Genomic DNA, 14,232 nt, shown 5'->3' with positions numbered 1-14,232 from the left:
GTTATTCAACCAATATCTCTCTCTTTCCTGAGTAATTTGGAGAGCTGACAATTCCTTCTTTTTCCATTCTTTCAACAATATTTGCAGCTCTGTTATAGCCTATTCTAAGTTGTCGCTGAATGTAACTGGTTGAAACTTTTTGATCTCTTTGAATGATGGCCACTGCTTGATTGTAGAGGTTGTTTTCTTCATCCTCTGTTTCACCTTCTGATTCCACAGAAGAATTTTCATCTTCTTTGGTGATTTCCTCCATATAATTTGGCTCACCTTGCATTTTTAGATGATCAACTATATCTTGCACCTCATTATCACTTACAAATGGGCCGTGAACTCGAATGATCTTACCACCAGAGGCCATATAGAGCATATCACCCATACCGAGCAATTGTTCAGCCCCTTGTTCGCCAAGTATTGTACGGCTATCTATCTTAGAAGTAACAGCAAAACTGATTCTCGTTGGAAAGTTCGCCTTTATCACACCTGTGATCACATCCACAGATGGGCGTTGTGTTGCCATTATGATGTGTATTCCTGCAGCACGAGCCATCTGAGCTAAACGTTGAATAGAGCACTCTATCTCTTTGCCGGCAACAAGCATCAAATCTGCCATTTCATCCACGATCACTACAATATACGGAAATGTCTCCATCTTGATTGGTATTTTTTCAAACAAAGGTTTGCCTGTTGTTGAGTTAAAGCCAATCTGCACAACGCGCTCCAATTCTATTCCACTATTCATTGCTTCTGTGATTTTTTGGTTATAGTTTATTACATTGCGTACATTTAAATACGACATCATGCGATAGCGATTTTCCATTTCTTTCACTATCCACTTAAGAGCGATAACAGCCTTTTTTGGCTCTGTTACTACTGGCGCCATTAGGTGCGGTATTGCATCATATATTGAAAGCTCAAGCATTTTTGGGTCGATCATTATCATCTTACATTCATCAGGACTTAATCGATAAACGAGCGAAAGAATCATAGTGTTAATCGCAACTGATTTACCCGACCCTGTGGTTCCAGCAACGAGCAAGTGGGGCATTTTAGTCAGATCTGCAATAACCGGTTTTCCACTTATTTCTTTGCCAAGCGCAATTGGGAGATTTAAGTTTGCATTCTGGTATTCTGGTGATTCAAGCAAATCACGCAGCATTACAATTTCTCGTTCCTTGTTCGGCAACTCTATTCCCATAGCATTTTGCCCACGAATTATTGAAATACGTGCAGAGAGTGCACTCATCGAACGTGCAATGTCATCTGCAAGGCCAATTACTCTTGCAGATTTCGTACCAGCTTGTGGTTCAAGTTTGTATAAAGTCACAACCGGCCCATAGCATACACTGATAATTTTTCCTTGCACGCCAAAATCACTCAGGACTTGTTCCAGCAGAGATAAATTTTTATTGCTCTCCATTTCATTTAGCTGTTTTCTCTGCAAAGACTCTTCTGCTTTAGAAAGTAAATGGATACTTGGAAACTTAAACTCACTTAAAATCTCCTCGGTAGATTTTTTCTGTCTTTCTTTTGGTTGTTGTTTAGTAGTGATTTTAGTTCTATGTTTTTCTTCTACTACTAATGGTGCAACTGAATATTCAGCAGTTTTATGTGATCTGAAGAATGGAACATTTATAAATAAGCAAGCTATTTTTTTGAATAGAAAAAATATAGAGTAAATTGCTCTCTTCCAACCAACCGATCCTACAAGACCTATTGATGTTACTATCACAAATACATAAAATGGGCAGTTATTAACGAGTGCATTCCCTATTATTCCACTGTGTCTGTACCTTGCAGTGATGCCTAGCGAAAGTTGTGGTAATATAGCACATACCCCTAAATTGATTAATATTAAATAGAGAATTTTCAGCAGTATTTTTGCTGGTCTGAAGATCAACAAGTAAACTATGGTTGTAGCTATTGTAACACTAGTTAATCCAAGAAATTGAACCAATATATCAGCTAAATATGAACCTACTATTCCACCTAAATTTGTCACTTCCTTATTTGTAGCCGTGTTTAAGGAAGGATCTTTATAGTTGTAGCTAAAAACTGATATATATACATATATTAAAAGGGATAGATATATTGCTGATTTTAGATATTTTTTTAACATCTACCTAAAGTAGTAAGCTACTGTATATTTTACAAAGTGAATTGTTATTAGCAATATCATTATAGATAAATCTAATCTATTGAACGGTGGTATATATCTTCTAATAATCTTTAGTGGTGGATATGTCAATTGGTTCAAGATGTGCATTATGCTATTGACAGTTTCATTATATATGTTCACCATATTAAGTTTAACCAGCCAGTTTAAGACAACCCAACATATTAGAATGAAGCTATAAAGATCAAGTAACGTGTTGAGTAGATATATAATTGGATGCATGTATATCTATTACACGAAAGTTATAATAAAGACAAGTATTTAGCCTTTTCAAACTCAAAATGTTGTTTTTGCTGAACCAAAAAAAACTTCATTTTTTGAGCTGCACCTAAGGTAGGAGGAAGGAGGGCTGTATAAAATATATTTAATGTTTCAGTAGGTCCAATATTGCCTGCTTGTAAATATTGTCCCTGTGTCCTATTGAAACAATAATTACTATACGTTTTGCAGTATTTACACGATAGACAATACGGTAATCATCAGCAACTTTTATTCTTCTATGTCCCTTTAATCTCTTGCGTAGCAACACACCGTTACCAATAGGATCAATCTCAAGATACTTTTTTATTGTGTCTTTAATACTTGGCTTTACATCTTTCGGCAAGAAAGGCAAATTTCTTTTAAGAACATGCTTTAGATATTTAATGGTGTATCGCTTATTTCCAGATGTCTTCACTATCCTCTACTTCTTCTGCATCATCAGCATTTAACTCCCTAATAATTTTGGAAAATGCAATATCTTCCGCTTCAAGTTCGATTGCTTCCTTGACTAGCTTTTCTGTTAATTTTTGAACAGACTGCTTAGTGGCTCTAGCTAGTTCAACAAGATGCTGCGAAGTTTTTGGGTCAAAAGTTATACTAATTCCTGAATCTGCCATAAGTTTTACCAAAGTCTACTACCACAACTATTTTACAACATTTTTCTGAATTTTTCAATAAAGAAAGTTGATGATATGTAAGAAAAATTTTGCCACCTGCGTTAATAAACAATTAAAGATTTAGCATATTTGTCTACGATAGTATTCCTCTATTCTATTACTTAAGTTAGATCACTTTTTTCTATTAATATTTTTTGTTTACAAAGATGAGCAATTACTCATCACGCAGTTGATCTATGGATATAACACTACCGTTTGATAATTTTTCAGTACATTTTTCACTTTTGTATTCTTTATCAGAATCGATACTGATTTTGTCAAATATTAAAACATCTCCTGAAATTTTATCACGAAACTCACTAATAGCAAAAAACGGTATAGTAATTCGCTCTTGTTTTCCTTGAAAACTCAAACTGACGCTAAATTTATCCTCAGAAACTTTTAAATCATAGAATTGATGCTGTAATATAATAAGCATTTGAGTGGGGTATGACTTTTTCAAACGATCTGGCATGATTACACCATTAAAATATGTGAAAAATAATGTTTCTAAATGAGGGATAAAACCATTACCTGATATAACATCTAAAGTCTTTTTGATAACTTGAAACTTGGCAGAATTAAGCAATTTTTTGTAATCTGTTTGCTCCATATAACTTCCACATACGTAAATTTTTGGGGAACTTCTGTTACCCGGCGTTCCCTGAACCGTGCTTATAGCAATGAAGTTATAGTGCTTAAATTAAGCAGCTATTGCATCATTGTCTTCAGCAGCAAAATTATCGTTTGCATTTAAATTATGAACTCTTAGCGGTGGTGTCTAACCGAGCAAAACTACCATCTTTACTATGCATGTCGATCCTTATTCGCCCCCATATAAATTAAAAATATGGTGGAGGCGCCGAGTACTGCCCTCGGGTCCAATACACCTATTACAGGGTGATTTTATTGCTATAGTACACAAAATGTACATAGTTATTATATAGCAACATTAAATAAATGTCAAGATATTATGACCTTAAGTTGATTTATTGCTAAGACAAAATTAAGATTTCCAGTAAAAAATTCTGTGACCTTACCCAGAAAAAGTGGAGAGAAAGTTAAGAAAATTTTTTACAAAAAGAATGATGAATCACAATGTTCAGGAATGCAATAATTAATAGCAGAATGCCTACGCTGTTTTTTGTAAAAATTTCTATGTATTCAAATATAGCAGTTCTAGCTTGTTGAACGGAGTGCTTAGGTGTACAGTTCCAAAGTGTGATGGTATGATATATAAGAAATTGCCATCGAAGGAGGAATTATGGTTACACCTTTACAACTTTGTTATGGCTTACAATTACACAAAAAGACTCAAAACTCTCAAAACCTTATGAATTTATATGTAACCAGTGGACACAAGCATCCTGAATTATTTATACTAAATCCATACCATCACACTTTGGACCTAGTTCCTTATTCATTCTCACAATCCGTGAACGGTTACAAATACTGGAGTTTACCCTTTTTCTTGTTATTTTTTTAATCTATAGTTAGCATTTAAAACCATATTCGAAAAGTATCTCATATATTTCCAGATTTTTTCAATGCTGTTTATTTCATCCTCAACATTGTCTCTACCTTTATGAACTAATACCAATTCCCACTATACAAAGAACGGATAGACAATAATGGAAAAAAAGCCATACTAAAGTAAGTGAAGTAGCGAGGTATAAATGGCATTAAGATCAAAATTATTGGATGAAAAAGTAGTAGAATCAGCAAAAGAAATGCTGAAGAAAGTAAGGAACAATGCATATGTTTCAAAAAAACTAAATGCTGTAATTGCAGCAAAAAAGCACAGTATAGCGGCTGTAGCAAAAATATATTGTATTTCAAGAAGCGCACTAACTTCGTGGGTAAAACTCTTGAAATTTGGCAGAGAAGAAAAACTGTTTACTCCTCCACAACGGCGTAGAAAAACTAAATTAAATCAGGATCAACTACGGCAAATTGAAGAGTGGATAGAAGAAAATCCTAATATTACCATTAAAGAAATGAGAATAAGAATCCAGGAAAAGTTCGGATTAAATATCAGCAAATCTACAGTACACCGCTATATGCAAAAGATGAAATTCTCATATATTACACCCAGACCAGTTCATAATGGACAAGATAAAAGCAAACAAGAGGAATTCAAAAAAAAATCTCAATGGAGCTATTAGCAAGTATCCAGAAAAAGAGCTATTTTTCTTTGATGAATCAAGGTTTGGCACACATTCAAAGGTTGGACATGGGTGGTTTAAAAAGGGGATTAGAACACAGGTTAAAACAAAATTAGTTAGGCAAAATTTCTATCTCTATAGTGCGGTTAATCCTAGAAATGGAGAGAGTTCTAGCTTATTTGCACCAAATGTCAACACTGATTGCATGAACATATTTCTTGAGCAGATGTCGCAATATCTAGAAACACGAGAGGCTTTTCTCGTTATGGACTGTGCTAGTTGGCATAGGTCAAAAAATTTAAAGGTACCTAAAAATATCGACATTATATACCTACCTACATATTCACCTGAGCTAAATCTTGTTGAGAGGCTTTGGTTATATATAAAACAGAACATTTTGCGCAATAAAATATACGATACAATTGCTCTGCTTTAGGGTGCTTTGTGCAAATTTATTACTTCTCTTGCCAGCTCCACAATTAAACAACTCTGCAATTTCTCCTATTTGACTGACCAACAATGAGAATTGGTATTAGATAAATCGCAACTCTACTCAAAATATAGTGTTATAAATGAATTATTTTCAGGTGGAGTACCAATTTGGATCGATGATAAGCCAAAGATTGCTCATAATAAGATAATGATTGTTGACAATCAAAAAGTCATCACAGGGTCATTTAACCTTAGTAAGACAGCTAAAAAAGGAAATGCTGAAAATTTATTAATTATTACAGATTATCCTGAATTGATTCAGCAGTATGTGAAAAACTGGGAGGCACGAATGTCACAATCTTATAAATACCATACGCGTCAAGTTAAGGGAAAGTAGCATAAGGAAAAAGAAAAGTGGTAAAAATTATTTTAGATATTAAGTAATAAAGCTAGTAATTTATAGACTCTTCTAAAAGAATTATCTTATTTTAGATCAAAATTTCCAAAAAAATAAATGTAACAAACAAGATACCCACTTTAAATGGTGCTATATTGGGCCTTAACTTGACGCGTATGCTTATAAATACGCTCCCAACTAATCGAGAGCGCTTGCTCAAAATCGGTTTTAAAAACAGCAAGGGAGAGCTTTTTTGATTGATTGGCATAATGATTATGATATAATGAACTAAAAGTTTAAGGAATAAAGTAATGGATTATATAAATGATGCTGCCGGTAGCTACACTGCCATTCATGATTTTTTTCAAAACAACGGTGTTGGAGATTACAAAGTTCAATGCAGTTATGGTGGGGTGCCGTATGCTACTGATGAGTACGTGCATTCTGGCGATAAATTTTGGAGTAATAATTTCATAGACTCACATTTTGGCAGGGAAATAAAAATGTATCCTCAAAGTGAACTTTTAGCTAAAGAATATGCTGGAAATACGTTGCCAGTTTCAATATCACTAGATAAGGATTTAATAAAAATGAAGCAATGTCAGAAAAAAACGAAATTTGTGGAACTAGAAAGGGAGTCAGGTGATTTAGTGTATGATAAGCAAAAGCATGTAAAGTGTTACACAACAAAGCTATCATATGATGATGTACACATTTACAATAACGATAAAGTTTCAACATTTAGCATAAAATACGACGTGCCAAATGATCCGAAATACAGTTTAAATATAACATTTACAAAGGTTAATGATAATAAACCAGGATTTTGGCAAAAATTTAAAAACATGTTTTAACGTGACCATTCACTAGACTTCTTTCAAAATTGTTAGAGGGGGTGTAAGATCAAGTATTTGAAAGCATGAAATATAAGGAAATAGAAAAGTTAGAAGGAGAAAAGTTTTGACGTTTAACAGGGGTAAAAAAAGCAACATTTGAGCGAATGGTAGAAAACATGATTTTCGGATGTTTAGAAAATCAAAGGTAGCAGTATTGCCACAAACTAAAACCTTAGCTGATGCCGGCTACAGGGAAATGCAGAAGATACACAAAAATGTTGTATTACCGCACAGGAAAATGAAAAAGAATCCGTTAAGCAAAGAACAAAAAAAAGAGAACAGAACACTTATGATCCAAAGGGCAATAGTTGAAAACGTAATTGAAAAGGTTTAAAATCATTTCCGATAGACATAGAAACCGACGAAAACGTTTTGGTTTAAGATTTAATTTGATTGCTGCTATCCACAATTTTGAGCTCCTTATATGAATTTTGAAAGAAGTCTATTAATGCCTATTTTGCCTAAACTGAAGCGTCTTTTCCAATTTTTTCTAGCATCAACTCAGCAGCTTTTTGTTCAGCAATCTTTTTACTAGAAGCACATACAGAAACTTTACCATAATCTTCTATGCAAACTGATATAGTAAATTCAGGATTGTGCGCTGGTCCAGTTTGTTTTACAAGCTCATACTCTGGTAAAGGCAATTTGTTTTTCTGAGTCCACTCTTGCAGTGAGGTTTTAGGATCTTGAGGGGGGTCAAGCATGCCTTTAGCTAGCTTTTCCCAATATTGGGTAATAAATTTTTCAACATTTTCAAGTCCGCCATCAATATAAATTGCACCTATTAGTGCTTCAAGCGAGTTTTCTAAATTTTTTAGATTACATCTCCCTCCATTGCAGCGTTCACTATTATTCATGATGATAAAGCTGCCTAATTTTATTTCTTTAGCAACATTAGCAATGGTGTTGCCACAAACTAAATCCGTCTTTCTTTTTGCCAATGCTCCTTCTTTTTCTTCAGGAAATAGTTTAAACAGTATGGCAGATACGACCATATTCAAAACACTATCGCCCAAAAACTCTAGTCTTTCGTAGCTTACAATCTGGTTTTTGCTATTCCTTTTATTTACGCTTGGGTGAGTTAGTGCCTCTTCTAATATTGCATAATTTGTAAATTTATAATCAATGATCTTAGATATTGCATAATTCAAACTCTTCATACCCATTATTTAAAAGAAAAGCACTTTCTACCACCTTTATACCAGAGAATTAGTTTTATTTTATTAAAATAATACCACCAACTTCCAAAATTAATGTATACAACCCACCACCTCACTAATGTTACTAAATCCATCTCTCCTTATTAGTTCTGCAAGTTCTAGATTAATTTTGTTTACAACTTGAGGTCCGTGGTATATGAGAGCAGTGTACAACTGCACCAAAGAGGCTCCTGCCTTTATTTTTTTATATGCATCAGCACCACTTGAGATTCCTCCGCACCCTACCAATAATATTTTGCCCTTAGTAAATTTGTACATATCGCCCAATAACTCGGTTGAAAGTTTGAACAGTGGTTTGCCACTCAATCCGCCACTTTCGTTGTGGTGGGAATGCAGATTATCTCTACTTACCGTAGTGTTGCTTACTGTTAATCCGTCAATCTTATATTCCAACGCAAGCTCAGCGATATTTTCTTTCGTTTGCTGATCTATATCTGGTGAGATTTTTAATATTATTGCAGAACTATCAATTGATTTCCGGGTTAGAGTTATGGATTTCAACAATTTCGATAATTCTTGCTTATTGTGCAGATTGCGTAAATTAGGCGTGTTTGGAGACGAGATGTTCAGCACTATATAATTGCTTTTTCCATATACCATCTTTATTAAATCAACATAATCACTAATTTGGTCTTTCGATGCACTATTTTTTCCTATATTTATGCCAAAAATGCAGTCATCAAGCTTGGTTTCATCTATTTGTTTAAGAAAATAGTCTATTCCTTTATTGTTAAATCCCAATCTGTTAATTACCCCTTGATCTTTAATTAACCGAAAAATTCTTGGTTTTTTGTTTCCATATTGTGGATTACGAGTTACAGTACCAGTTTCAATAAACCCAAAACCAAATGAAAGCATAGGTCTTATAATTTCTGCATTTTTGTCAAAACCTGCAGCCAGGCCCACGGGGCTTCTGAGCTTATTACCAAAAAAATTCACACTCAAAGATTCTGGCAGCTCTATAGGATTCTTATAAGGTATTTTCTTTAATGCCATGATTGCCAAAGAGTGAGCAACTTCAGGCGGCAGTAAAAACAATAAATTACGTAATATCATTTTGTAAAACACTTTGCTTATTTTTAGTTTATTTTTTACCATGCAACACTATAAGAGTATAACCATAACTTGAAAAGAAATTGATTTTACTTATGAATAATGGATAAGCTTTCTCTGTAGGTTACACACTTAAAGCTACTGTTGAATTGAGCAACTTTTACAAGATATAGAAAATGAAAGAGGCCGGGACCGGAATTGAACCGGTATAAAAGGATTTGCAGTCCTCCGCATAAGCCATTCTGCCACCCAGCCATTTTTTATGTGTAGATATCCATTATATCTTTTAGCATAGATAAAGCTTCCTCCCTTTTGCGTTGAAAAGTGTTACGTCCAATGATTGAACCATTACCACCACCCTGCTTAATTTCTTTCGCTTCATTGCATATGTCATTCACTGATTTCGATTCGCCACCAGAAAAAACTACTATTCTTTTCCCTGCAAAACAAGATCTTTTAACATATTCAATTCTTTTAGATAATGATTCAATATTTTCTGTTTCTATTTTCTCCCTTTCCAAATATTTAGTTGGAAGTTTTACTTTGATTATATTAGCGCCAAGTAAAGCTGCTATGTGCGCAGCATAGGCAATAACATCAACTGCTGTTTCACCTTCTTTGGAAATTCCTTCACCACGTGGATAAGACCATAGCACTACTGCAAGCCCATAAGATTTGGCTTCAGCTACGATTTCACGGGCTTCTTCCATCATATCAAAACACTTAGCAGAACCAGGATATATAGTAAATCCAACAGCCAAGCAGCCCAAACGCAGTGCATCTTTCACAGAAGAGGTTATTGCTTGATCAGAAGTCAGATTTTTTGAATGTAAGGAGTTGGAACTATTAAGTTTCAAAATAAGTGGGAGCATTCCAGCATAAGTTGAAGCACCAGCTTCAATCATACCAAGTGGAGCAGCATATGCACTTACTCCCGAATCAACTGCAAGCTGAAAATGATAATGTGGGTCATAAGCATCAGGGTTAACTTCAAAGCTTTTTATTGGCCCGTGCTCAAATCCTTGATCTACTGGCAGAATCACTAACTTGCCAGTACCGCCAAGCTTTCCATGCATGAGAATACGAGTAAGATTTGCTTTTACCCCCGGGTTTTCACTTTCGTAGTAGCTTAGGACTTGTTTTACTTTATCACTTATCACTATAATTCAAATTAAATTTAAGTTATAAATTGTAACAAAGATGAAGTTCAATACAAGGATTTTAAACTATATCAAAAGCAATTTTATTTTCTACTTTATTCATATAGATTCTTAGTTTCTTTCCTTTTGTTAATTTACAATTCAGTATTTCTTCCGCTAAGTAACTTTTTATCTCTTTTTCAATAAGTCTCTCTATCGGACGTGCTCCCATTTCCTTACTATAACCCATTTGTACAAGATAAGATTTCACTTCATCCTCTACTAAGCAGTTTATGCCTTTTTGCGTCAGTTGCTTTTTCAGTTCTAGGACAAATTTATCCACAATATGCAAAATCACATCCGTACTTAAGTCAGAAAAAGAAATAATCGCATCAAGACGATTACGAAATTCAGGGCTAAAAACCTGTTCTATTGCTTTTTCGCTATCACCAATGTTAAAATTTTTATGCCCAAAGCCAACAAAACTTTTGCTGCGTTCAACTGCTCCTGCATTAGTTGTCATAATTAAAATTATATTGGAAAAGTTAACTTTACGTCCGTAAGTGTCTGTAACACAACCATAATCCATAATTTGTAGCAATATATTATAGATATCGCTATGGGCCTTTTCAATTTCATCAAGCAGCACAACACTATATTGATTGTTAGATACAGACTCTGTGAGTAATCCACCCTGATCATAACCTACATATCCAGGAGGAGAACCAATCATCCTTGATATCGTATGAGATTCAATATATTCGGACATATCAAAGCGTATAAGATTCATGCCCATGCTTTCTGCTAATTGTTTTGCTAGCTCGGTTTTACCAACACCGGTTGGCCCTGCAAAAAGATAATTTGCTAAAGGCTTATTGTAATTTCTCAACCCAGATTTAGCAATTTTAATAGAATTAACAAGAGATTCTATTGCCTGCTCTTGGCCAAAAATCACCTTTTCTAGATTAGCTTTTAAAGACTTTACTTTCTGCAAATCATCAGATTCAGATCCGCAAGGCACATTTGTAATTCTAGTAATGGTATTCTTAATATCTCTACTATTTACAATTTTACCCCTGTTTCTTAGCAATTTACAATATGCCCCTGCCTCATCAATAACATCAACCGCTTTATCAGGTAATATTCGCCCAGTAATATACTTATGCGAAAGTTCAGCCGCAGACCTAATGGCATTCTTTGTATAATATACTCCATGATACCCTTCATAGTAGTGCTTTATGCCATCTAGTATCTTTATCGTTTCATTAACAGAAGATTCTTTAACATTAATTTTTTGAAACCTTCTCGCTAGTGCTTTATCTTTTTCAAAACTAGTGCTGTATTCTCTATATGTAGTTGCACCTATACAACGTAGTGTACCTCTTGCAAGCGCAGGTTTGAGTAGGTTACCTGCATCAAGAAAGCTACCACTTGTAGAACCTGCTCCAATGATAGTGTGTATTTCGTCAATAAAAAGGATAGCACCTGGTTTTACCTCAATCGCTTTTATTATAGATTTTATTCTCTCTTCAAAATCACCTCTGTAGCGTGTCCCTGCAAGGAGTGATCCTAAATCCAAAGCATAAATTATACTGGACCTGAGCGCATTGGGAACACTGCCTTCAATGATCTTCAATACCAAACCCTCAACTATTGTTGTTTTGCCAACACCTGGGTCTCCAACATATAAAAGGTTGTTTTTTCTACGCCTCAATAATATTTCTATAGTGCGATTTAATTCATAATCACGACCAATAACATAATCTATTTTTTTGCTTCTTGCATAGTCATTTAAATTTTTACAATAACTTTGTAGAATTTCCTCATCTTTTAGTAGCTCACCTTTATTTACTGTAGTAGGAGCATCATTATTTTTATCAAGTTTTACTTTATGATTGGTGGTGTATTCATCTATATCGTTAGAGTATTTCATATTAGATATATGGTAAATCAAATTGGAATCTTTCGCACTTTGTTTCTGCAATAGATCTTCAACGTATAAATCTTGCCCAGACAAAATTTCTACTAGAACACTTGCTCCATTTATTTCTTTTTTCCCCAAGCTATGAGCCCGTATTATTGCTCTGTGTATTATGCATTGAAACATTGAGCTAGGTTTAACTCCACTGATAATCAATTCAGAACTGCTTTGTAAAAACCCTTTTATATTATTATTATAATCATTAGCCTTAATATTGCATCTTGATAGAATGTTATCCATATTGATGATTTCATCGGCTCTGATATTACATCTTGATAAAACGTAATTTACATCCACGTCTTTAGTTAACGCCAGCAATAAATGTTCTACTTTCGCATATTTTAGATTAAAATTAGAAGCAATGAGTAGCGCTCTATTCAAACTTGCCTCTAAGTTTTTGGAAATCATCTCCTATTCTCTTTAAAAGTGGGAACTCATATATAATGAATAACACGCAATTATTAAAAAAATTGAAATCCAGCAGTTCGCTGTAGCCAATTTGAATCCCCACTCTGGATCTACGTAATAGCACCGCGATATCTCAACATAGATTCCGCTAATGAGTAGCGGAATGACGAGTTTTACGCTTATCAAGTTGTAGGTAAATCCTATTTAATACGCTTTTTCTAGTACTCTGCTTTTCTTCTTAAATGCATTGATCTTTTTTCTACCGTATTTAGTCTTTAATGTACTTAGCCTTTTAAAGACCTTTTTGCTATTACGTTTTTTAAATTGCACACTACAATCAAAATTTGGCTCTCCTTCTTTGTCTGCTAATGCAGGCAGTCTTCTCTTATCTTGAGGTGTAACAAAAGATAGCGCATGCCCTTCAGCTCCAGCACGTGCAGTTCTGCCTATACGATGAATATAGTCAGCTTGCGATTGTGGTGCATCATAATTGATAACATGTTGAATGTGGGGAATATCAAGGCCGCGAGAAGCAACATCTGTTGCAACCATGATTTGATTGCGGCCACGACGAAAAGAATTAATGACCCTTTCGCGCTTGTGCTGCCTTAAATCACCATGAATTGCTAAAGCGCTATAGTCATCTTTGTGCAATCTGCTAGCTAACTGATCCGCTCCTTGCTTTGTTTTGACAAAGATAATGATTGACCCTTCGCGCTGACATAGTTGTGTAACAAGCTTTTCATATTTTTCTGATTCTGATGCATAAACAATCTCTTGCTTAATTTTTACAGAAGTTGTAGTCTCACAATCAACAGAAATACGTTCTGGTCGATTAAGGTACTTCTCAGTAAGTTTAACTATATCACTAGGAAGAGTTGCAGAAAACATAAGAGTCTGCCGTATTTTTGGCAGATATTTCATGATCCCTTCAATTTGAATTCCAAAGCCCATATCAAACATACGATCCGTTTCATCAAGCACAAGAACGCTAACATTGCGAGTAATCAAAGTTTTACGCTCAATATGGTCTATAATACGACCAGGAGTACCTATTACAATTTGTGGTTTTTTCTGAAGCTGATTTAGCTGCCTAAAAATAGGCTCACCACCAATCAATAAAGCGACCCTTAGTGCAGAATTTTGAAATAAGAGTTTTCTTATCTCATTTGTTACCTGATGCGCAAGCTCCCTGGTTGGCACGATGACTAAAGCTGAACCAGTGTTAGGCTCATTCAGCAACTTAGCAACCAACGGAATAGCAAATGCCAAAGTTTTTCCAGTTCCCGTTTGAGCAGAACCAAGAATATCTTTACCTTGTAGCGCTAAGGGAATCGCTTGTATTTGAATCGGAGTTGGGACGAAAAGATTATTTTTATCTAGAGCTTGTGTAAGCGAAGCTGGGAGACCCATCTCATGAAAATTATTCACAATACGTTAACCCTATTAAA

The 14,232-nt window shown here is 34.7% G+C and carries 11 protein-coding genes, 1 tRNA gene, 1 other RNA gene and 5 pseudogenes; 5 read left to right on the top strand and 13 right to left on the bottom strand.

What is annotated here, in order from left to right; translation table 11 throughout:
* Nucleotide 1 precedes the first annotated feature (1 nt).
* From OPR24_RS01195 to OPR24_RS06575, 7 genes and pseudogenes are all read right to left on the bottom strand, one after another.
* Nucleotides 2-2,116, bottom strand: a complete 2,115-nt coding sequence (locus OPR24_RS01195) for an FtsK/SpoIIIE family DNA translocase (RefSeq protein ID WP_265033526.1) — start codon at nt 2,114-2,116, stop codon at nt 2-4.
* Nucleotides 2,117-2,395 (bottom strand): YggT family protein, encoded by a 279-nt coding sequence (locus OPR24_RS01190; RefSeq protein ID WP_265033525.1) that lies wholly within the window; start codon nt 2,393-2,395, stop codon nt 2,117-2,119.
* A gap of 142 nt (nt 2,396-2,537) precedes the next feature.
* Entirely contained in the window at nt 2,538-2,849 is a 312-nt protein-coding gene (locus OPR24_RS01185; RefSeq protein WP_265033524.1) for a type II toxin-antitoxin system RelE family toxin, read from the bottom strand.
* Complete coding sequence (locus tag OPR24_RS01180) at nt 2,830-3,063, bottom strand: hypothetical protein (protein ID WP_406833288.1); 234 nt, start codon at nt 3,061-3,063, stop codon at nt 2,830-2,832. The genes OPR24_RS01185 and OPR24_RS01180 overlap by 20 nt, the downstream gene beginning before the upstream one ends.
* A 202-nt stretch (nt 3,064-3,265) precedes the next feature.
* A complete protein-coding gene (locus OPR24_RS01175) occupies nt 3,266-3,703 on the bottom strand; it encodes a ClpXP protease specificity-enhancing factor SspB (RefSeq protein WP_265033523.1) in 438 nt (145 codons plus the stop codon).
* Between the two features lie 22 nt (nt 3,704-3,725).
* Nucleotides 3,726-4,061, bottom strand: a transfer-messenger RNA (tmRNA) gene (gene ssrA / locus OPR24_RS01170).
* Nucleotides 4,062-4,164: 103 nt separating this feature from the next.
* Nucleotides 4,165-4,298, bottom strand: a pseudogene (locus OPR24_RS06575) (IS3 family transposase); the annotation flags it as partial.
* 54 nt (nt 4,299-4,352) lie between these two features.
* On the opposite strand from OPR24_RS06575, the pseudogene OPR24_RS01165 reads away from it, so the two are divergent.
* The 5 genes and pseudogenes from OPR24_RS01165 to OPR24_RS01145 all read left to right on the top strand — a co-directional run.
* Nucleotides 4,353-4,576 (top strand): annotated as a pseudogene (locus tag OPR24_RS01165) (hypothetical protein); the annotation flags it as partial.
* 190 nt (nt 4,577-4,766) lie between these two features.
* Nucleotides 4,767-5,778 (top strand): annotated as a pseudogene (locus OPR24_RS01160) (IS630 family transposase).
* Nucleotides 5,779-6,084: pseudogene (locus tag OPR24_RS01155) on the top strand (phospholipase D-like domain-containing protein); the annotation flags it as partial.
* 311 nt (nt 6,085-6,395) lie between these two features.
* Nucleotides 6,396-6,938 (top strand): hypothetical protein, encoded by a 543-nt coding sequence (locus OPR24_RS01150; protein ID WP_265033522.1) that lies wholly within the window; start codon nt 6,396-6,398, stop codon nt 6,936-6,938.
* 142 nt (nt 6,939-7,080) lie between these two features.
* Nucleotides 7,081-7,408 (top strand): annotated as a pseudogene (locus tag OPR24_RS01145) (transposase family protein); the annotation flags it as partial.
* 33 nt (nt 7,409-7,441) lie between these two features.
* Here OPR24_RS01145 and rnc read toward each other — a convergent pair.
* The 6 genes from rnc to OPR24_RS01115 form a co-directional block, all read right to left on the bottom strand.
* Nucleotides 7,442-8,140 (bottom strand): ribonuclease III, encoded by a 699-nt coding sequence (rnc, locus tag OPR24_RS01140; RefSeq protein WP_265033521.1) that lies wholly within the window; start codon nt 8,138-8,140, stop codon nt 7,442-7,444.
* 90 nt (nt 8,141-8,230) lie between these two features.
* Complete coding sequence (locus OPR24_RS01135) at nt 8,231-9,298, bottom strand: quinone-dependent dihydroorotate dehydrogenase (RefSeq protein WP_265033520.1); 1,068 nt, start codon at nt 9,296-9,298, stop codon at nt 8,231-8,233.
* A 138-nt stretch (nt 9,299-9,436) separates the two neighbouring features.
* A tRNA-Cys gene (locus OPR24_RS01130) sits at nt 9,437-9,508 on the bottom strand.
* 5 nt (nt 9,509-9,513) lie between these two features.
* Nucleotides 9,514-10,410: a class I fructose-bisphosphate aldolase gene (locus tag OPR24_RS01125; protein ID WP_264329045.1), complete on the bottom strand. Its 897-nt coding sequence runs from the start codon at nt 10,408-10,410 to the stop codon at nt 9,514-9,516.
* Between the two features lie 64 nt (nt 10,411-10,474).
* Nucleotides 10,475-12,781, bottom strand: a complete 2,307-nt coding sequence (locus OPR24_RS01120) for an AAA family ATPase (protein ID WP_265033519.1) — start codon at nt 12,779-12,781, stop codon at nt 10,475-10,477.
* A gap of 204 nt (nt 12,782-12,985) precedes the next feature.
* Entirely contained in the window at nt 12,986-14,212 is a 1,227-nt protein-coding gene (locus OPR24_RS01115) for a DEAD/DEAH box helicase (RefSeq protein WP_458694316.1), read from the bottom strand.
* Nucleotides 14,213-14,232: the final 20 nt, after the last annotated feature.

It is taken from the genome of Wolbachia endosymbiont (group A) of Sicus ferrugineus, assembly GCF_947251515.1.
Lineage (GTDB): Bacteria > Pseudomonadota > Alphaproteobacteria > Rickettsiales > Anaplasmataceae > Wolbachia.
The sequence above is the reverse complement of the archived record's forward strand: the minus strand, read 5'-3'. Positions and strand labels throughout refer to the sequence as shown.

Coding starts and splice junctions, on each gene's coding strand:
- OPR24_RS01195 (WP_265033526.1), bottom strand. CDS start 2,116: ATGTTAAAAAAATATCTAAAATCAGCAATATATCTATCCCTTTTAATA.
- OPR24_RS01190 (WP_265033525.1), bottom strand. CDS start 2,395: ATGCATCCAATTATATATCTACTCAACACGTTACTTGATCTTTATAGC.
- OPR24_RS01175 (WP_265033523.1), bottom strand. CDS start 3,703: ATGGAGCAAACAGATTACAAAAAATTGCTTAATTCTGCCAAGTTTCAA.
- OPR24_RS01150 (WP_265033522.1), top strand. CDS start 6,396: ATGGATTATATAAATGATGCTGCCGGTAGCTACACTGCCATTCATGAT.
- rnc (WP_265033521.1), bottom strand. CDS start 8,140: ATGAAGAGTTTGAATTATGCAATATCTAAGATCATTGATTATAAATTT.
- OPR24_RS01135 (WP_265033520.1), bottom strand. CDS start 9,298: ATGGTAAAAAATAAACTAAAAATAAGCAAAGTGTTTTACAAAATGATA.
- OPR24_RS01120 (WP_265033519.1), bottom strand. CDS start 12,781: ATGATTTCCAAAAACTTAGAGGCAAGTTTGAATAGAGCGCTACTCATT.